Raw genomic sequence first — 19,436 nt, 5'->3', positions numbered from 1 at the left:
TGTAATGTTTATGTAACTGCTTTTTCTTATAAATGGAATAAAAAAGAGATTTAACAGTCCTTTTTTATTCCATTATTTCATCTTATGAAATGATCCTTATTGCACAGCCAATAAAGTCGATTTAGACGTTACTCCGGATTGTACGTTTTTTCCGTCAATCATTATTGTGCAGGGAGCAGAAGAAAGAATATACCATTTTCCCTGCTTCTGTTCAAGCAACACATTAGCAGCTGCTGAAGTCCGGATACTAACATCCGGTGTAATCAACTGCGTCCCATTTCCCAAAAAGAATGTCCGGTTTCCCGCATATTCGTTACTGATTACAGCGTAGTCCGCTTTCACTTTCATCCCCCGATAGGTAGCGGTTTGCGACGAATCGGACAAAGAGAAAATATGATCTGTACGTCCGTTTTTACTTTCGACACAGATACCTGCAAAGTCTTTCAAACCGGCTTCTTCCGCATCAAAAAAGGAAACTGCCTCAATAGCCGAAGGTTCTTTCCGCGTACTAGGTTCATAAACAGCGACAAAAGGACGGTTCCATGCCTCTCCATGCTGGCGGGCGACAAAAGTCAAAGTAGGTTGCTCCTTTATATTATAAGGCATACCGGGAATACGGCTCAACCCTTCAGTCATCGGTGCCAATGCTGTGAATACTTCCCGTTCCGGCTCCCCCTTCATCCAAAGGTTCATAGAAATATCATCTCCGTCTTTATCCTTCATGTCAATTGTAAAAGTCACTTTCACATCTTTATCGGTAGCAGCCACCTTCTTATCATATAAGTAGGAATAAGCATAAAGATGAGCCCCTGCGAAAGCTAATTCTTCGGTAGGCTGTAAATTCAAGTCTGTACCATCAGCAGCCGTAAGCGTCATTGTCTGCCCTAAATTATGGTAGAAATAATCGTGCATTTTATCGCCTCCCTGTTCTTTCCGGCTTCGGAATACATCGATATAATACCCTGTCTCCGGCCCGGTAGTAACAATACTCATCATGCGAGTCTGATCTGCCCGGCTTTCCGGCTCCCGGAAAGCCACATTGCTATATGTGACGGAAGTAAATCCGCTTCCCGATTCAGCCGTGGCCGGAAAACAAGAAAGTAAGTCGAAAGAATGATTACTTTTCATCACCGGATAACTCGAAATACCATCTACACAAACTGTATTATGACTAGGAAACTGAGAGTAATATTCAGCATAATCCAGACCACTATATAAGAAAAGTCCGATACCCGCATCCGGTCCCAACACATATCCTTTCCCGTAAAGTTCCATCGAAATCCCGTTCGCATGCATATGATTACCTTCACTTGCATTCAACGAAATCATCAGACTGTTGCGTGAATCCATTCCATTCCGCTGTACCAGCCATGATACATTGGGAGCATAGAATAAAGGAGATACATAGTCTTCTATTTTCCCCGCCTGTACTTTCGGGTCCAGTACTAACGGTTTGTCTTCAAAGAACGAATTGACAGATACCCGGACATTCTTCTTACCCTCTTTTTCGTTGTCGGCTACCGGATTCAGACATTTCAACAAAGCTGTAAAGTAACGTTCTTGTTCCTTTTTTCCGTTCGCCTGCGCATTCTGTATCATCCGGATAAAGAAGTTCGTATTCAAATAACCCGGATGCGTATCTCCAAAACCACAGATCATCCTATTAGGAAAAAGATACTGAGGAGTAGCCGCTACAGCTTTTGCCAATACAGGCATTGCTGCTACCAAGTCATATTGCAGATTATGGTCAAACTGATTAGCGAAGTTCGCATAGTCATTGATTACTACGCTACTGTATCCCGGGCATTCCGCCCATATTCCTGTTTCGGAGTCAAAGCCATAATCAGCCAGCTTAGTCAGACTCCACTGGCGGATGCTCGAACGATTCATCACGTAGTCAATATAGTATTCGCGTCCTTTTCCATCCGTATACTCTTTATTATCTTCCAACACCAGTCCCACATTCATGACATATCGTGCCTGCAACAAATCCCAATTATTATGAGGTACTCCATTAGCTATAATATTATCTGCCCATTTCTTCAATGCTCCGGCATAAATTATCATCTTGTCCGGATAGTTGGATTTCAGATAATTATACAGGAAGTCATACAAAGGAACGACAATATGCAGGGCATCTTCATGAATCACTTCAAACGACGTCAACCCTACCAATGTCTGCTGATGCCCGTGATTCAGGTCAACAGGTACCTTTCTATAATAAATCCCCGTCATATAAGTATCGAAGACACCGGCAGCCAGTTTTGCATACTTTTCCTCCCCCGTCATCCAGTAGAGGAAAGCGGCATCACGGGCAATTCCCAGTATCTCACAATTCAGATTCTCAATATTACGTCCGGTCTTGGACGGATGTACACTCTCCAGCGGACGACCTTCCAAGGCATTGTTGCAGAAAGCCACATTTCCGTCTTCATTATCATCATAAGGTACTATATCCTCGAGTTTAGGGCGACCGTGTGTGGCAGCCGTTCCCCGTGTTCCGGTATAACGTACGGTCGGAGCAGGCGCCTTTTCACCTCCGGCATGGTCGAACACTTCTCCCTTCACGTACACTTCCGTCGCATGCGACTTCCAATACATTGCCAAACGGGATAATAACCAGTCCGGCTGACTTTCCGTACGACGTGTATATACATCTGTCCGTTCTTTCAGCTTATTAAAGACATCTTGTGCCCATGCCTCTTTCTTTATTAACTTCCATGTCTCTTTCTTTCCTTCCGGAGTAGTCAGTACTCTCGGATGCTCCTGCGGCATTTTTTCCGGCAATGGAATTTCTTGCCCGTGTATATTCAGGAAAAACAGCATACACAATCCTAACAAAATTCGCCTCATACTTCCATTTCTTAATTTACGTTTGCTATGTATTTAATACGAAAATAAGGAATTATTTACCTAACCGGTATCGGATGAGTTGTTTTTATTTTCACAGATGCCGATCCCCTGTTCCCCCGGATTCTTATATATGTTCAAAAAGATAGCCTGCAAGCATTCTACTTACAGGCTATCACAATCCCCTTTTTTCCCTTTATATCAGGGAGACAACTTACGTTTCCCCGTCCTGTCGAAACCCTTGCTGTACATTCTTACCATCGAAACTACAAAAAGTTCGGGCAAGAACCATTTCCCCATTCAGACTCAGCTCCGGCAGGACTCTATAAGTTACTCTACAATATTCTTGCGAATCTCCCCAACTATTGTCGGATTCATATGGGTATTCGCCCTTTTCCGATGCGAAGATAATTTTTTTGTATCATTATTATAGTTAATACAGTCAACGAAAAGTGTTAAAAATAAAGATTTCATACCATACTTCCGCAGGTTTACACCAAACAGGAATATTTATTTTCGCCAAACAAAGCTCCAATTCCAAACAAAGAATTATATTTGCAGAAATCTAACAATTCTGATACTTATGAAAATACTATCTATCCATGATTTACAAATAATCAGGAAGAGAGCGGAGCACAATCTTTCATTGCGCGAAGAAAGTAATGAAAAAGTTTCCGAAAAATGTTGCGGCCTGGCGTCCGGAACAAAACATCTCCAGATTCTTATATGCGGAGGTACCGGTTGTAAAGCTTCTTCCAGTCAAGGCATCATGGAAAATCTTCAAAAAGCCATTGAAAGAAACGGGATTACTGACAAAGTAGATGTCATCACAGTAGGTTGCTTCGGCTTCTGCGAAAAAGGTCCCATCGTAAAAATCATTCCGGACAATACATTTTACACCCAAGTCACTCCCGAAGATGCGGAGGAAATCATCAGTGAACACATCATCGGAGGACGAAGAATCGAACGGCTGCTCTACACAGACCCGAAAACCGAACAGACCGTCAGTGACTCCAAACACATGGACTTCTATCGGAAGCAACTTCGTGTCGCATTGCGCAACTGCGGATTTATCGACTCCGAAAATATAGAAGAATACATCGCCCGGGAAGGATACTTCGCATTAGCCGACTGCCTGCTCTGCAAACAGCCTGCCGACGTCATCGACGTTATCAAACGTTCCGGACTACGGGGACGTGGTGGTGGTGGATTCCCTACAGGATTGAAATGGGAATTTGCCGGGAAACAAGTATCAAATGTAAAATACGTTGTCTGTAACGCCGACGAAGGTGACCCCGGCGCATTCATGGACCGCTCCATCATGGAAGGCGACCCTCACTCTATTGTAGAAGCAATGTGTATTTGTGGTTATTCTATCGGCTCCTCCAAAGGATTGGTCTATATCCGCGCCGAATATCCGCTTGCCATCAACCGTCTTAAAAAAGCGATTGAGCAAGCTCGTGAGTATGGATTATTGGGAGATCACATTCTGGGGACAGATTTCTGTTTCGATATAGAGATACGTTATGGAGCAGGGGCTTTCGTCTGCGGTGAAGAAACCGCCCTCATACACTCGATGGAAGGAAAACGGGGTGAACCGACCTTAAAACCTCCTTTCCCCGCAGAATCCGGTTATCTGGGCAAACCAACCAACGTGAATAATGTAGAGACTCTTGCCAATATTCCTATTATACTGACGAAAGGAGCCGAATGGTTCGCCTCTATCGGAACGGAACGTTCTAAAGGAACGAAAGTATTCGCTCTTGCAGGGAAGATCAACAATGTCGGACTCATCGAAGTGCCAATGGGAACCACTTTGCGGGAAGTTATTTACGAAATAGGCGGAGGCATCAAAGGTGGAAAGAAATTCAAAGCCGTACAAACAGGTGGTCCGTCGGGTGGCTGCCTGACAGAGAAACATCTGGATACTCCTATCGATTTCGACAACCTACTGGCAGCCGGCTCCATGATGGGATCGGGAGGGATGATCGTCATGGACGAAGATGACTGCATGGTATCCGTTGCCCGTTTCTATCTCGACTTTACGGTCGAAGAATCCTGTGGCAAATGTACGCCCTGCCGTATCGGTAATAAACGTCTGCTGGAACTGCTGAATAAGATAACGGAAGGGCGAGGTACAGAAAAAGACCTGGACACGCTTTCCACTCTCGGAAAGGTGATAAAGGATACGGCACTTTGCGGATTGGGACAGACTTCCCCGAATCCGGTTTTATCCACATTGGACAACTTTTACGACGAATATCTGGAACATGTCAGAGACAAGACCTGCCGCGCCAAACAATGCAAGTCGTTGCTGACCTACACCATTAATCCGGAACTTTGTATCGGATGCCATCTGTGTGCCAAGAACTGTCCGGCAGATGCCATCAGTGGTTTAGTACGCAAGCCTCACGTTATCAATCCTGAGAAATGTATTAAGTGCGGCATGTGCATGGCACGCTGTAAATTCAAAGCTATTCTTGTCTGCTAAAATCTATTGCTATGGAAGAAAAACAAATCACCCTCCAGATAGACGGTCACTTTATTACCGTACCCGAAGGAAGCACGATCCTCGAAGCCGCTTGTAAAATCGGCATCAACATCCCCACACTGTGTCACATCGACTTGAAAGGCACTTGTATCAAAAACAATCCCGCTTCCTGCCGTATCTGCGTAGTCGAAGTGATAGGGCGTCGCAATCTGGCTCCCGCCTGCGCTACCCGTTGCACGGAAGGGATGGTAGTAAAAACCAGTACGCTGCGTGTGATGAACGCCCGGAAAGTAGTAGCCGAACTTATCCTGTCCGATCATCCCAACGACTGTCTCACCTGTCCCAAATGCGGAAACTGTGAACTCCAGACACTGGCACTGCGCTTCAACATCCGTGAGATGCCATTCAACGGTGGCGAACTTTCTCCCCGCAAACGGGAAGTGACCTCCTCCATTGTACGCAATATGGACAAATGCATCTTCTGCCGCCGATGCGAAAGCGTCTGCAATGATGTACAGACAGTCGGAGCACTGGGAGCTATCCGTCGTGGATTCAACACAACGATAGCACCGGCATTCGACAGAATGATGAAAGACAGTGAATGTACCTACTGCGGACAGTGTGTAGCCGTATGCCCTGTAGGAGCATTGACCGAACGCGACTACACCAACCGCCTATTGGATGACCTGGCCAATCCCGATAAAGTCGTAATTGTTCAGACAGCTCCCGCCGTACGTGCCGCCTTGGGAGAGGAATTCGGGTTACCTCCCGGCACGTTGGTAACCGGAAAAATGGTTTACGCCTTGCGCGAACTGGGCTTCGACTACGTATTTGATACAGACTTTGCCGCTGACCTGACCATCATGGAAGAAGGTTCTGAGATTCTGAACCGACTGACACGCTACTTGGATGGCGACAAATCCGTTCGGCTTCCAATCTTGACTTCCTGCTGTCCGGCATGGGTGAATTTCTTCGAACATCATTTCCCGGATATGCTGGATATCCCTTCTACCGCACGTTCTCCCCAACAGATGTTCGGCTCCATCGCCAAGTCTTACTGGGCAGAGAAAATGGGAATCCCCCGCGAGAAACTGGTAGTCGTCTCCATCATGCCCTGTCTGGCCAAGAAATATGAATGTGACCGTGACGAATTTAAAGTGAACGGCATCCCCGACGTTGATTATTCCATCTCCACCCGCGAACTGGCACGACTGATAAAGCGTGCCAACATCGGTTTTACCCTCGTACTGGACAGCCCGTTCGACAATCCTATGGGAGAATCTACCGGTGCCGGTGTCATCTTCGGTACGACAGGTGGTGTAATGGAAGCCGCCCTGCGCTCCGTTTACGAAATCTATACCGGAGAACCGCTGAAAAATGTAAATTTTGAACAGGTACGCGGACTGAGCGGTGTGCGGCGTGCTACCATCCATCTAAACGGATTTGAACTGAAAGTAGGCATCGCCCACGGACTAGGCAACGCACGGCATTTGCTGGAAGATATACGAAACGGACAGAATGAATATCATGTAATCGAAATCATGGCATGCCCCGGCGGCTGTATCGGAGGTGGCGGACAACCGTTGCATCACGGCAATTCAGACGTTCTTTATGCACGTGCCAACGCCCTTTACCGTGAAGACGCCAACAAACCTTTACGCAAATCTCACGAAAATCCGTATATTCAAAAACTGTATGAAGAATATCTCGGCAAACCACTGGGCGAGAAATCGGAAATGCTGTTACATACGCATTATTTCAACAAATCGATCGATTAACTTTAAACAAGTAGTATTATGTCAGATATAAAGCTAGCCTGTGATGTGGTGGAACAAGTCAAAACGATTTGCGACAAGCATGGAAACAATCCGGGCGAATTAATAAATATTTTGCATGAAGCGCAACATCTGCACGGCTATTTGCCTGAAGAGATGCAGCGTATCATAGCCTCGAAACTCAGAATTCCCGTATCCAAAGTCTACGGGGTAGTGACATTCTATACCTTCTTCACTATGACTCCGAAAGGAAAGCATCCTATTTCCGTCTGTATGGGCACGGCATGCTACGTACGGGGGTCAGAGAAATTATTGGAAGAATTCAAACGGGTACTTGGCATCGAAGTCGGAGAAACCACTCCTGACGGGAAATATTCATTAGACTGCCTGCGCTGCGTAGGCGCCTGCGGATTAGCTCCGGTAGTGATGATCGGTGAAAAGGTGTACGGACGGTTACAACCGGTAGACGTAAAGAAAATCATTGAGAAACTGGAATAAAACAAAAAGAAGGTCATCTCAAGATAAAGCTCTCACTTTGAAAATTTTATCTTGAGATGACCCTTTGCTTTTTATCTATATCATCTATCCAATACCGGACTTTTTTAGCTCAGCTTTTTTCCGTCATATCCCCACTTCACGTAAACGGCTCCCCAGGCAAATCCTGCTCCGAACGCAGTGAAAATCAGCTTATCGCCTTTTTTCAGTTTATTTTCAAAATCCCAGATACAAAGCGGAAGCGTGCCGGCACTCGTATTGCCATAACGCTCAATGTTGACCATAACCTTTTCCGATGGCACTTCCAGACGCTGTGTTACAGCAGTGATTATACGTTGGTTGGCCTGATGAGGAATCACCCAGTCAATATCTTCCTTCGTCAAATGATTTCTTGCAATAATGGCCTCGCATGCATCCGACATATTGGCTACAGCATACTTAAATACAGTACGGCCTTCCTGATAAATATACTGCATATGATTATCCAAAGTATAATACGAATGCGGACATACAGACCCTCCGGCTTTTATATGCAGGAAAGGTAGCCCTTTACCATCCGTCCGCAAAACGGAATCAATGATTCCTACATCTTCTGTCGTTGGTTCCAGCATGAAAGCAGCCGCACCGTCACCGAAGATAGGACAAGTTGCGCGGTCTGTATAATCAATGATAGAAGACATCTTATCAGCCCCCACTATGATTACCTTTTTATACTTCCCCGAACGGACAAAATTCGCTCCTGTCTCCATTGCATACAAGAAACCACTGCAAACAGCCTGCATATCAAAGGCAAAAGCATGTTTTAATCCCAGTCTTTCGCAGAGGATAGATGCTGTAGAAGGAAAACGATAATCAGAAGTAGTAGTGGCAACAATAATCAGGTCAATATCATCCGGATTGGTATTCGTGCGTTGTATCAACTGCTTTACAGCCTTACGAGCCATGTAAGAAGTCCCGAGTCCTTCCTCATTCAAAATGTGTCGTTCTTTGATACCAATACGCCCCATAATCCATTCGTCAGTGGTATCGACCATTTTAGAAATTTCATCATTAGTCAGCACATAATCGGGCACATATCCTCCGACTCCAGTAATTACCGCATTTATTTTATCCATCAAGTCTATTTTCAGAATTACAAAAATGTGATATCTCAAAAATATCGGGCGCAAATATACAGAAAAGAGAATGATATACAAGAAAGGATTACTAAAAATACCAGTCTCTTTTACCTATGAAAAGAACTTTTGGCTAAAGACCGAGAAGTTTTGACTAAAATTCAGATAAGTACATAATTGAAAAACAAACGAAAAGAACCCCGCATAGCATAAAATGGTTTCATATTCTGCGGAGAGAGCGGGATTCGAACCCGCGATACACTTTTGGCGTATACACGCTTTCCAGGCGTGCCTCTTCAACCACTCGAGCATCTCTCCTTTCAAAACTCAATAAAAACATTGGAAACACCCCGTTTCCGTTTCAGAATATCGGAGTCATCACCCTCCATAAAAACAAAAAAGCAGCCGAACAGCTGCTTTCCAGCGGAGAGACAGGGAACGATTAACTTTTAATTTCCCTATTCATTATCAGTATCTTACCAAAAGCCTCTGCTCCTATGACACCGAATAATTCACCGCGTATATGCTGCAACTTTCTTCCTGTTACACTCTTACTTACTTTTACAAAAGTAGCAAAAAAATAGCATAAATACAAATTATCCACTTGATTTAACGAATATAATTTCTATAATTTTCTTCCAATAACAATTGCAATTTAGAAAGAGGATAAAGGAACTTACCCCCTATGACAGTATAAGCTATCCCCCGTTCATCACGTAACTTTTGCAAAGTTCTGTTTGAGATATGCAACATGCCACATATCTGTTCACCGGTCATATAGACCTCACCAGCTATAGGAACAGGCAAATCCTGAAATTCAAGTATCTCTTTTGAGCATTTCTTAAGCATCCTCATCATCATTATGTACTCTTCTGACTGCCTTGTGATTACTCCGTCCATATGTTATCTTTCTTTTTGAATTAATATTTTGGCCAAATCACTCTCTTTATACATATATTTGCCGCCTATACAAGAATATGGAATAATCCCGTACTCCCTATAGCCTTGCAAACTTCGTTTGGAGATATTCAAAGCCAGACAGACCTCCTGGGCATCCAGTCACTTTTCCATTTCAACCGGACCAATTTTCTTTTTAACGGATTCAATCTGGGCGGATAAACTCTCTATTTGCAGTTTTAACTGTAAATACGCATGTTTCTCTATAACAACTAATTCCATAACAATTTGATTTATAATTTCACTATTTACAAAGCAAATAAAAGCATATTTCCACACTTGACAAAACATTCAAAATTAAAGTCATCCGTTGGCGTGCATTGTCACTCCAAATATACCAAATATCCTCATCCGGACAGATAACATATCTAACCATTTCCGTAACCCAGCCATCGGTTTCTACTCCTTCCATATTTTCATTCCATAATTATACCTATTATGACTGCTTATTTCCGCCAAAATGTCATTTACAAAACTGAAAAAATTCAAACTAAGGTTACTGCTACCACAAAATAAAAAGAAAAGCCCCGTTATCTGCATCCAAACAGTAACGGGGTTTCCCCTGCCATTTTTTATCACCCTATATCTTTATACCCTTATTTTTTTTCACATGCTCTTTTTCCTTTACGTCTGTTTTCCGCCGTATTTCCGAAAAGTGCTCTTTCAACAATTTCCCTGCCAGTTTCTTCGCCTTCTCCTGCATCACATCATACACATCCCATCTGTTGCGGCCCAGCAGTTTGTTTTCTATCTTCTCGAATTTATCGTAAAAACTGAAGTTGTCCGGGTATTCATCTATCAGTCCGTCTCTCGGATAGCCTTTATCCATGATATACAGCAGTGTCATCCAGTCATAATTATACGGACTCCGAGTAAGGCCCAGCCCCTTTCCGGAATCAGTCAGCCTATAATAGTTCTCCCATGTAGGAGCAAGATCATAACGCTCACTGTCCGTTATACTTTTCAATGCCGATTTGTCCACAAAAGCATCTGCCGGAATCTTCTCCAACGGCAACAAACAGCCGTAATCATCGCAACAGCGGTTTACTTTCCCTTCCATCAATGAAGGCCATCCCCGTAACTCATACACATTCAGATACTTTTCCTCAAAGTCCGGTTCAAAGAAACGCTTCTCTATATTCGTTGCCATAAAATCCCCGTATTGACGGTTTCCTACGTAATCCCTACCGAACAGCAGCACCCCTTTACCCGTCTCAACACCTGTATAATACGTGTTCCCATGCTTCAAATCATCCTGCATCTCCGCTATCACTTCGGGTGGTGCGGACTTTATCTCCCGCCACATCTCCGGTGTAAGTTGTCGGGGATAGTTCTCGTCCCTTGAAAGCGGGTCCATGTACTTTCACAGGCAATACACCACTTCCGACAGAGCCAGGTATCTATGCGGCTTAATCCCATGTCCGTCCATCGCCTTTTCCAGTCTTCGCAGATAATCATCATTATTCCCTTCCCGCAAACGCGGAATAATCCTCATATCAGGCACATTATAGTACATCATGCCCATGGTAGGCATTTCCGTTTCCTTGAGCGCCTTCTCCACATCTCCCAGCATAAACTCCAGAAAACCTTCCTCACCCGTACCTTTCATACTGACATGCACCGGGTTGAGATGTCCGTCCACTGTGACATACACACTGCCACTGTTCGTATTCTCTTTTTCCATTCATCAAAAAATTAAATGTTCATTCCTTGTTCTTTTCTCTTTGCCGGAATCCGCACCCTCATTTCCACGTTCGGGAACCGTACATTATCCGGTCGTGCCACCAGTGACGAGACTATCCGTTCCTGTTCTCCGGTCAGCGGCATAGGCTGCCGTTGCAATTTTCTCAGCCTGTTAAAGTTCCTCAGCGTAGGTGCCATGTCGCAACATGCCACACAAATCCCATATCTCACCATATCCGAAGAAACCGTCTGCCCGTCACCTATTTTTGCCCGGCATGCGGCATTCAGCGGAGCCACCTCATAAAACCTCAAACTCTCAGGTTTCCGCTTGCCGTCAAAAAAACGTTCGGCCAGCCCACTCAGAAACTCATCCAGCATCCTGTCCCCACCGTCTGTCTTGTCAAACAGCAATACCTTCCGCCCGTGTTCCACCGACATGTAGGTGGGAAAAGCAGCCAGCCCGCTGCGTATCACATCCCCGTTCATTCCGAAACGATGTCGCAGCCGCCTGTAATCCTCATTTTCCAGCAAATCCGTATGTTCCGCTGATAATGACAGATGTACAATCCCCCGTTCCTCACAGAATGCCGCATCCCGGAGTCTCACCACCCCCAACGGATATATATTCTCCCGTTCCAGTACAGGACAGAGCTGTTCCAGATAATCCGCATTGTCCGTACCGAATATGGGAGGAATCAGACTTTTGTCTTTAAAGTCGAAACGGAACATTCAGTGGTCGGGAATAAATTCCCGACCGGTCGTATGAGACCGCACGTTGTTACTGATATAACGGGAAAATCCCTCTTCCCCCTGTCCGCGCATACTCAGATACACGGGTCTGTAAAAGGCGTCCAATGTCATATACAGACTGCCGCTTTCCACCGCTTGCTTTTTCTTTTCTTCCATAGATTCTATAGGATTAATTGTTTCTTCTCCTTCTTCTGTGGGGTAATGGAAGCTGCATGCTTCACCTGCCGTTGGCTGTCAGACATCCGCTGTTCAGGAGCTTCCTGCCTGTAGTGTGTTTCCGGTAACCCGCCGGTCTGTTCCTCTTCCGAATGCGGATACGACACCGGATGTGACATTTCCATCCTTTCTATTCGGCTTATCCGTGCGCCCAACCTGAACTCTCCATCCGTAATATGGAACTCCGATTGTAACAAATCCGCCGCCATCTCCTTTGCCTCTTTCTGTAAGGCCGCATAGCCGAAGTCGTGTGCCGACAAAGGCGCGTTCATCCGTGCCCTCATGCTGTCTCCCAGCTTCTCCGCCAGTTCCCTGAACTCATACTCATAGCTGAACGGATGCACCTTGTCTGCCGCAACAATCCCGGCGTACCCGTTTTCCGAAATATACAGCAATGACGCTACATCATAGTTCCGGGGCGAGATACCCAAACCGAATTCTTTTGTCAGCCGGTCGAAGTTATGGAAATCGGGCCGCAGGTCGAACTTTGCCCTGCACACCCCACCGTCCAGCACACTTCTATCCGCAAACTTGTCGGAGGTGAAGTTCACCACCGACCTGCGCAATTGTGCGTCTGTGCTTCGCAAATCCGCTTTGGACAGCTTTTCGATGCAGTTGTCCGCCAGCCCGGCCACCCGTTTGGTAGGCAGGTCAATCTCATATATCCGCAAAGTTTCGGGTACTTTGGTCACGTTGAAGAAGCCGTCGGCCAGATGTTGCAGATAGCTGTTCCGTGCCTTCATACCCTTGGGGGTGTCGGAAAACAGTATCACGCCCTCTTCCGTAACCACCGCATATACCCGGTTTTTCGTCCCGGAAGTTTCCGTTACCGCCGCTTTCCGCCTGTCCGGTTTCCGGGCAATGCGGTTCCAAATATCATTCAGGATTGACATAGCTTGTATTTTTAGACATGATAACCGGCGACAAAGAAAAACATTCAGCCGCCAATCTGCAATACCTCATACATACGAGTCATCCGTTGGCGGCTGTTGGCGTACAACCTTTACGCCAGCCGTGCGTCCAGCATCCGGTTATAACTTTTGCGCAGGGAGTCGATGAACGGAGTGGTGTCCGTACAACGGTCGAACACCTTGCCACGCTTGGTGTACAGCGCATTGATTTTCAGACGGAACACTTCCTCGAAAACGCGGATAACATCCACAATTTTCAAATTCCGGCCTTCAGCCGTACCTATCGCACCGGCTGCCATCAGTGCGGCCACCAGTTCAATCAGGTCGCTGTCCGTACCGTTCCATGTCAGTGTGACGGAACTTTTGCTTCCGCTTCCCCGCACTGCTTCCGCATGGAATCCGGCAGACACAGTACCATGACGAAGCATCTCCTTCAGTATTTCCGCTTCCGCATCCAGCAACGCCAACGTCTTGTCGATAAACACGTCATACAGGATATTGCGGCAATCTTCAGCCATTCCGTTGCAGGCCTGCCGCATAAAGGCCAGCTCTATTTTTGTGTAGTTCAGACAACGTAGCTGTCCCGTCAGGTCCCCTGCCGGTGAAAGCGTAGCAAGGCAGTTCACGAAATCGTCATAGGCAGCCGGCAACTCACCTAGCGCAGGTCCGGCACCGTTTGTATAAGAGGCGAACAGATTAAAAAGAGAGGTTTCCACCAATGTCTTCATCGTATCATGTTTTTAGGTTCCACAATTCAACTCTCCACTCATCCTGCCGGAATAAAGACAAGTGCCATGCCTGAAACAGTACACAGATAAAACATTGGAAATAAACCATATAGAAAGCAGTAAAAATGATGTGTACATAAAAGCATTGTGGATTGGACATGATGTGTCCGAATTTCGGACATATTCTAATCCAGACGATACTTCCTCAGTTTCAGATAAAGCGTGCTCCGGCTGATGCCCAGCAGCCGTGCGGCAGCCTTCCTGTCATTGCCCGTTGCCTCCAATGCTTTCAGAATGGTTGCCCGTTCCATCCGCTCGTCATTAAGTGAATACTCTCCCGGTTGCCTGCCTTTATCGGGAATGTCTATCTCCCCGGTGGTTATCCAGTCATCTTTAGCCAATAAGGTGGCCCGTCTGACAACCATCCTCAGTTCCCGTATGTTTCCCGGCCACGAATAAGATTTCAACCGTTTCTGTACTTCGCGGTCAAAGCCTTTCACTTTCCTTGAGAACTCTTGATTGGCGGCATCCAGCATGAATTCCGCCAACGGGATAATATCCTCAATGCACTCTGCCAGCAATGGTACATGCAACGGAAATTCATTCAGACGATGGAACAGGTCTTCCCGGAAACGTCCTTCGGCTATCGCCTTCTCCAGGTCCTCATTGGTAGCAGCTACCAGACGGATGTCCGTCTGAATCTCCTCTTTACCGCCTACGGGACGGTAGCGTTTTTCCTGCAAGGCACGCAACAGTGCCCTTTGTACTTCGGCATTCAGATTACCCACCTCGTCCAGAAACAGTGTCCCATGGTTGGCGGCGGCAAACATGCCCGTCTTGTTTTCCGTCGCTCCGGTAAAGGCACCCTTCACATGACCGAACAGTTCCGATGCCGCCAGTTCCTTCGGAAGTACCCCGCAATCCACTGCGATGAAAGAAGCATCCGACCGACCGCTCAACACATGTATCTGCCGGGCCACATACTCCTTGCCTGTCCCTGATGCGCCACGTATCAGCACGGCTAACGTATCCACCGGAGCCACCAGCCGGATATGCTCCTGCAATCTCAATGCCAAAGGGCTTTTGCTTGTATAGAATCTTTGTTTTGTATTGCCGTCCCTTCTCTTACGTTCCAATGCTTTCCGGATAATACCGAGTACCTTTTCTGTCTGCACAGGTTTGGGCAGATAGTCCACGGCACCTTTTTTAACCGCTTCCACGGCACCGGGTATATCCCCGTAGCCTGTCATGATGAGGAAAGGAATACGATAGCCATGTGTATTCATCCATTCCAGCAGTTCCATGCCATTGCCGTTGTCGAGACGAAAATCCGATAATACCAGATCCACATCATGGTTGTCCAAAAACTCCTTTGCATTGTCCACGGATAATACATAACGAGCATTGATACCATTTTTCACCAGCCAGTTTGTGGTAGCACGTGCATACACACGGTCATCCTCTACTATCAATACAGTTTCCATATACTCTTTTCTTTATTCTTTTTGCTTTCTCTACAGCATGTTCCACAGCTTTAATCAGTTCCTCTATTCTTTCGTCCGATAAGCCACCCCATTTTTCGGAAGGCATGGAAGCCATTTCCCTCAGTTCACTTTGGGGAATGTTTATACGGATCATTTCCCAAAGCGGCGCGGCTTTGTGTATGATACTTCCCAACTTCTTATAATCTCCCGTGGAAAAAGCGTCCCTTATTCCGGCAAGTTCACCCATGGTATCCTTTATGAACAGGTCCAGCATCTCTTCCACGTTTTCCTCTCCTTCCATGATGGCAGCAAAAGCAGGTCGATCCATCTGTGAAACTGCCGCCAGCAACTCTTCCTCAGAGAAAGGCTTATACAGACAGTCGGCAAAACCTGCGGTAAGATACTCTCCCTTTTTATCGGAACGTGCCGTGATGGCTATGACGGGAATCTCCCATGCCCGGGGAATGTTCGAGGTCCTCAACAGCTCAAGGACCGAGAAGCCATTCGTACCGGGCATCTGTATGTCGGTCAGCAGAAGGTCGTATTTCTGTTTGTTCAGACAATCCATCAACTCCCGGACATCCGAGCAGCAGTCACAGTGAATCTGATTACGGGAAAGCATTTTACTGATGACTCCCAGCTGGATACGGTTGTCATCAATGACCAGCACACGGATATCAACGGGCAATTCACAAACAGGAGAAAACTTCTCTTCCGGACAGACGGGGTGTCCGGCCGGTAGCATAGGCAGGAAAACAGAAAAACGGCTGCCCTCACCGGGTACACTCTCCACTTCCACATGCCCCTGCATCAAGGATACGAGTCGGGCCGTGATTGCCAACCCCAACCCGAAGCCGGGGATATTACGCGCATTGTCGAGCCTTTCGAAAGCTCCGAATATCCGTTTTTTCTCCTCAAGGCCTATTCCCATACCCGTATCCAGGACAGAAATATGAAGATTTCCCGGCCGGTATTCCACCTCAAGAAACACCTTCCCGTGAAATGTGAACTTCAAGGCATTGGACAGCAGGTTGCCGACTATCTGCCGGATATGCGAGCTGTCACAGTTGACCATAACATCCAGACCGGAGAAAGATGCAGTGAACGCAAGTTTTTTCTGCCGGGCGGCAAGACGGTGGCTGTCCGCTATTTCTTCAAACAGAGTTTTCAAGCTGAAGAGTGTGTTTTTGGAGTGCGTCCCACCTTCATCCATCCGGTGATATTCCATCAGCGTGTCTACCAGAGCGAGCATATAATCGGACGAATGCAGGATATTGTCCAGATAACCGACCCTGCAACTACCATCGCTTTCCGAAGACAACTGTTCCGCACAGCCTCTGATAGCTGCCAGCGGAGCACGCAGGTCATGGGCCACTGAGGCCATCAGCTCCTTACGTGAACGGAGCAATTCTCTATTCCGATTGTCGGACTGTTCAAATTCCCTCTCATACCGAAGACGACGGTTCAAATCCCGGTGAATGAGGATATACAATACAATTGCCAGTAAAGAGATAGACAAAGCCAAGCCGGCTACCACATAGTAGGAATTATTCCGTTCAAGGACAAAGGTTCTGTAGCGTGCAGCAAAACGTTCGTTATTCTCCCGTTCAAATTCAGAGACTATGCTGTTCATCCTTTCGTTCAGTTCCATGCCGCCAACGTATAAGCTGTCCATCTGTGCCTGTATTTGCACTAATCTTTCAGCCTGTTCCAAGGACAGAGAGTGGAGCATACATGTTGCCATTCCGATTGAAGGGACAATGAACAAAGAGCAATGCCTACATTCGCCATCTTCCTTCTGTCGCTGACAGGCAAATTTATTCTCTTTTAATGGAAAAATATCCCAAATTCCCTTCTTAGAACTATCTCTCGTACCGGATTTAAACAAGACCATATTCCTCTTTTGCTGCACAGCTTGTCTCCCAGCAGTCAAAATAATGGAAGGGATACTTTCCTGTACAATATCGCCAATACTCTGCAATTCATTGAAAGTATGCATTGTCTTGGAAAGAAGAATTTCTTTATTCCAAAGAAGAAGACACAATGAGTCAATACGGTTTTTTTGTAAGGGAGTATGGACATACTCCTTTAGGAGTTGCAGACTGTCACAAACCCCATATCGTTTATAACTGTAGTTCTTCAAATCGTTGTCATCCCATGTTATGGCAATTTCCGCATGAGTAGAAAGATCCAATAGGCCTATGTAACTTTTTTCTGCTAGACTATGTATCGCTGCCAACTCCTTCTCTTCTTTGCGCAGCATGTGTCTTAGTACCTGTTCCTTGCGGAACTGATAGACAATGAAAGCTAACAGTAAAACTAAAATAGCATAACCGAAGCATATTTTTAACTTTAACCACATAATGATACCGACTGTAAATTTATATAATGTTCACATCAATAAGTGCAATATCTGAAAAGGCAAAATAAAAAACTTATTAGTATATAGTGACACTAATACTAAATCATCTTGTATTGATAAATTGCACTGATAATGTAGTGCTTTTAGCTGATTGACAATCAAATTTTACTATACATTAAAGCTCTTTTTGTTTTTATAATTACACGAACTTTTCAATTTTAACAATATTAAGAAGAGAAATAGAACATATAATTTGTATATAGTGTATCTAAAAGGAAATAAGAACAAATATTCACATTATAAAACGGAATAAAATAAGGTGTTTTTTTTTAAAATCCTAACAGTTTCATCACCGGACTTATAAAATGACCTATTCTGCCGATATAGGAATTTTCCTGTTGTTTCAAGTTTCGGAAGGCAGTCAATTCCTTTATCTTCTGTTCTTTTGTTGAAAAGTCTTTTTCTGTCTGTTCTATCCGGCTGATTTCTTTGTCGAGGGCATCAAGCTTTTCAGAATGATGGGGATAATATCCAAGAAACCATACGATGACAGAAGCTACAAGAATGACACTTCCCCTTTTATGCAGATACTGTTTGGCTTTTTCCCACATATGTATACAGATGGCGCGTGTAGTAGGCATCCGGTAAGGAGGCAGTTTCATTACAAAAGGAACATCCTCGTTCTTGAATAAAAACTTTCTGAACAATCTGGCCATGCATACCGCAGCTGTAATACCTGTAAGGCATAAGACTAAAAGCATGGTTCCCGCATATTCCGCAAAAAAAGTTCCGCATATTAATACATAGAGAGGCAGACGGGCACTGCAACTCATCAGAGGGACAGCCAGCATGGTTATCATGCGGCTACTCCGGCTTTCTATGGTACGGGTAGCCATTACAGCCAATACGTTGCATCCGAATCCCATAATCAGCAGAATGAACGACTTGCCATGCAAGCCCATTTTGTGCATCAATTTGTCCATAATAAATGCTGTCCGTACCATATATCCGAAATCCTCCATCAGTAATATGAAAAAGTACAGAATCAGAATTTGCGGCAGGAACACAATGATACCGCCCACACTGTTTATAATTCCGTTAGTCAGCAAATCCGCCAACGGACCGGGAGCAAAATTCTCCTGTACCAGTTGTTCCATCCAGCTCATCCAGGAGTCGATCCATCCTTTAGGATATTCTCCGATGACAAAAGTGGCTTCGAACATGAGCCATAGGAAGAAAATGAACAGAGAAAAACCAAGCAACTTGCTGGTGGCAATATGGTCAATCAACTTTGTTTTGTCTTTTTTATGCATGGGATTTTCATGATAAGTCTCCCGGAGTGCTCCTGATATAAAGCCATAACGGACATCTGTGAAAGCGGTTTCCGAATCAGTCTGCAACAAATCTTGAATGGTGTTTATAGCCTTTTCCCTCACTGCCATCAGCCGGGAATAATTCCCCCATCTCTTGACCATTCTTTCTATCTCCACATCCTTTTCCAATAGTTTGATGGCAAGGAAACGTTTGGAAAAACGCTCGGCTACGTTCCCGTAGATTTTCAATTCCTTATGCATTCTATCAATTTCCGTTTCCAGCGTATTGCCATAGTTTATGTGTAT

Annotated in this window: 16 protein-coding genes and 1 tRNA gene; 3 read left to right on the top strand and 14 right to left on the bottom strand. The window is 45.4% G+C overall.

Annotated features, from left to right (window positions below; all coding sequences use genetic code 11):
* Positions 1 to 96: 96 nt before the first annotated feature.
* Complete coding sequence (locus tag K6V30_RS13385; protein WP_055269940.1) at positions 97 to 2,853, bottom strand: endo-acting ulvan lysase-like protein; 2,757 nt, start codon at positions 2,851 to 2,853, stop codon at positions 97 to 99.
* Between the two features lie 580 nt (positions 2,854 to 3,433).
* Here K6V30_RS13385 and K6V30_RS13380 point away from each other — a divergent pair.
* Genes K6V30_RS13380 through nuoE form a run of 3 tightly spaced genes read left to right on the top strand, consistent with a single transcriptional unit; the run spans position 3,434 to position 7,614 of the window.
* Positions 3,434 to 5,341, top strand: coding sequence for an NADH-quinone oxidoreductase subunit NuoF (locus K6V30_RS13380; RefSeq protein WP_070613082.1), 1,908 nt, complete (start codon positions 3,434 to 3,436; stop codon positions 5,339 to 5,341).
* Between the two features lie 11 nt (positions 5,342 to 5,352).
* On the top strand, positions 5,353 to 7,119 hold the full coding sequence (locus K6V30_RS13375) for an NADH-dependent [FeFe] hydrogenase, group A6 (RefSeq protein WP_010537425.1): 1,767 nt from the start codon (positions 5,353 to 5,355) through the stop codon (positions 7,117 to 7,119).
* Positions 7,120 to 7,137: 18 nt separating this feature from the next.
* Entirely contained in the window at positions 7,138 to 7,614 is a 477-nt protein-coding gene (gene nuoE, locus K6V30_RS13370) for an NADH-quinone oxidoreductase subunit NuoE (RefSeq protein WP_010537424.1), read from the top strand.
* 104 nt (positions 7,615 to 7,718) lie between these two features.
* Here nuoE and K6V30_RS13365 read toward each other — a convergent pair whose 3' ends face one another.
* The 13 genes from K6V30_RS13365 to K6V30_RS13305 form a co-directional block, all read right to left on the bottom strand.
* The gene (locus K6V30_RS13365) at positions 7,719 to 8,726 is read right to left on the bottom strand and encodes a beta-ketoacyl-ACP synthase III (protein WP_010537423.1); all 1,008 of its coding nucleotides are present in this window, start codon (positions 8,724 to 8,726) and stop codon (positions 7,719 to 7,721) included.
* A 230-nt stretch (positions 8,727 to 8,956) separates the two neighbouring features.
* Positions 8,957 to 9,044, bottom strand: a tRNA-Ser gene (locus K6V30_RS13360).
* Between the two features lie 291 nt (positions 9,045 to 9,335).
* A complete protein-coding gene (locus K6V30_RS13355) occupies positions 9,336 to 9,626 on the bottom strand; it encodes a helix-turn-helix domain-containing protein (protein WP_060386410.1) in 291 nt (96 codons plus the stop codon).
* 3 nt (positions 9,627 to 9,629) lie between these two features.
* The gene (locus tag K6V30_RS13350) at positions 9,630 to 9,785 is read right to left on the bottom strand and encodes a helix-turn-helix domain-containing protein (RefSeq protein WP_082709332.1); all 156 of its coding nucleotides are present in this window, start codon (positions 9,783 to 9,785) and stop codon (positions 9,630 to 9,632) included.
* Between the two features lie 478 nt (positions 9,786 to 10,263).
* Positions 10,264 to 11,040: a DUF6047 family protein gene (locus K6V30_RS13345; protein WP_224207122.1), complete on the bottom strand. Its 777-nt coding sequence runs from the start codon at positions 11,038 to 11,040 to the stop codon at positions 10,264 to 10,266.
* A 6-nt stretch (positions 11,041 to 11,046) separates the two neighbouring features.
* Positions 11,047 to 11,367, bottom strand: a complete 321-nt coding sequence (locus tag K6V30_RS13340) for a hypothetical protein (protein WP_060386407.1) — start codon at positions 11,365 to 11,367, stop codon at positions 11,047 to 11,049.
* Positions 11,368 to 11,378: 11 nt separating this feature from the next.
* The gene (locus tag K6V30_RS13335) at positions 11,379 to 12,095 is read right to left on the bottom strand and encodes a DUF6047 family protein (RefSeq protein WP_224207121.1); all 717 of its coding nucleotides are present in this window, start codon (positions 12,093 to 12,095) and stop codon (positions 11,379 to 11,381) included.
* Positions 12,096 to 12,272 carry a hypothetical protein gene (locus tag K6V30_RS13330; RefSeq protein ID WP_002562197.1) on the bottom strand — a complete coding sequence of 59 codons (177 nt, stop codon included), beginning with the start codon at positions 12,270 to 12,272 and terminating at the stop codon, positions 12,096 to 12,098. It lies immediately after the preceding gene.
* Positions 12,273 to 12,277: 5 nt separating this feature from the next.
* Positions 12,278 to 13,225, bottom strand: a complete 948-nt coding sequence (locus K6V30_RS13325; RefSeq protein ID WP_117742427.1) for a DUF6047 family protein — start codon at positions 13,223 to 13,225, stop codon at positions 12,278 to 12,280.
* 110 nt (positions 13,226 to 13,335) lie between these two features.
* Entirely contained in the window at positions 13,336 to 13,971 is a 636-nt protein-coding gene (locus tag K6V30_RS13320) for an RteC domain-containing protein (RefSeq protein ID WP_060386404.1), read from the bottom strand.
* Between the two features lie 185 nt (positions 13,972 to 14,156).
* On the bottom strand, positions 14,157 to 15,455 hold the full coding sequence (locus K6V30_RS13315) for a sigma-54-dependent transcriptional regulator (RefSeq protein ID WP_060386403.1): 1,299 nt from the start codon (positions 15,453 to 15,455) through the stop codon (positions 14,157 to 14,159).
* Entirely contained in the window at positions 15,427 to 17,817 is a 2,391-nt protein-coding gene (locus K6V30_RS13310; protein ID WP_060386402.1) for an ATP-binding response regulator, read from the bottom strand. Before K6V30_RS13310 ends, K6V30_RS13315 begins: the two co-directional genes overlap by 29 nt.
* Positions 17,818 to 18,146: 329 nt before the next feature.
* Positions 18,147 to 19,391: a ferrous iron transporter B gene (locus K6V30_RS13305; RefSeq protein ID WP_229092809.1), complete on the bottom strand. Its 1,245-nt coding sequence runs from the start codon at positions 19,389 to 19,391 to the stop codon at positions 18,147 to 18,149.
* Positions 19,392 to 19,436: the final 45 nt, after the last annotated feature.

It is taken from the genome of Bacteroides faecis (genome assembly GCF_020091505.1).
Taxonomy (GTDB): domain Bacteria; phylum Bacteroidota; class Bacteroidia; order Bacteroidales; family Bacteroidaceae; genus Bacteroides; species Bacteroides faecis.
Note: the sequence above shows the minus strand (reverse complement) of the source record. Positions and strands in the feature narration are given on the sequence as shown.

Bases quoted from the DNA above. Each gene is read 5' to 3' on its own strand.
- K6V30_RS13385 (WP_055269940.1), bottom strand. From the start codon at position 2,853: ATGAGGCGAATTTTGTTAGGATTGTGTATGCTGTTTTTCCTGAATATA.
- K6V30_RS13380 (WP_070613082.1), top strand. From the start codon at position 3,434: ATGAAAATACTATCTATCCATGATTTACAAATAATCAGGAAGAGAGCG.
- K6V30_RS13375 (WP_010537425.1), top strand. From the start codon at position 5,353: ATGGAAGAAAAACAAATCACCCTCCAGATAGACGGTCACTTTATTACC.
- nuoE (WP_010537424.1), top strand. From the start codon at position 7,138: ATGTCAGATATAAAGCTAGCCTGTGATGTGGTGGAACAAGTCAAAACG.
- K6V30_RS13365 (WP_010537423.1), bottom strand. From the start codon at position 8,726: ATGGATAAAATAAATGCGGTAATTACTGGAGTCGGAGGATATGTGCCC.
- K6V30_RS13355 (WP_060386410.1), bottom strand. From the start codon at position 9,626: ATGGACGGAGTAATCACAAGGCAGTCAGAAGAGTACATAATGATGATG.
- K6V30_RS13345 (WP_224207122.1), bottom strand. From the start codon at position 11,040: ATGGACCCGCTTTCAAGGGACGAGAACTATCCCCGACAACTTACACCG.
- K6V30_RS13340 (WP_060386407.1), bottom strand. From the start codon at position 11,367: ATGGAAAAAGAGAATACGAACAGTGGCAGTGTGTATGTCACAGTGGAC.
- K6V30_RS13335 (WP_224207121.1), bottom strand. From the start codon at position 12,095: ATGTTCCGTTTCGACTTTAAAGACAAAAGTCTGATTCCTCCCATATTC.
- K6V30_RS13330 (WP_002562197.1), bottom strand. From the start codon at position 12,272: ATGGAAGAAAAGAAAAAGCAAGCGGTGGAAAGCGGCAGTCTGTATATG.
- K6V30_RS13325 (WP_117742427.1), bottom strand. From the start codon at position 13,225: ATGTCAATCCTGAATGATATTTGGAACCGCATTGCCCGGAAACCGGAC.
- K6V30_RS13320 (WP_060386404.1), bottom strand. From the start codon at position 13,971: ATGAAGACATTGGTGGAAACCTCTCTTTTTAATCTGTTCGCCTCTTAT.
- K6V30_RS13315 (WP_060386403.1), bottom strand. From the start codon at position 15,455: ATGGAAACTGTATTGATAGTAGAGGATGACCGTGTGTATGCACGTGCT.
- K6V30_RS13310 (WP_060386402.1), bottom strand. From the start codon at position 17,817: ATGTGGTTAAAGTTAAAAATATGCTTCGGTTATGCTATTTTAGTTTTA.
- K6V30_RS13305 (WP_229092809.1), bottom strand. From the start codon at position 19,391: ATGCATAAGGAATTGAAAATCTACGGGAACGTAGCCGAGCGTTTTTCC.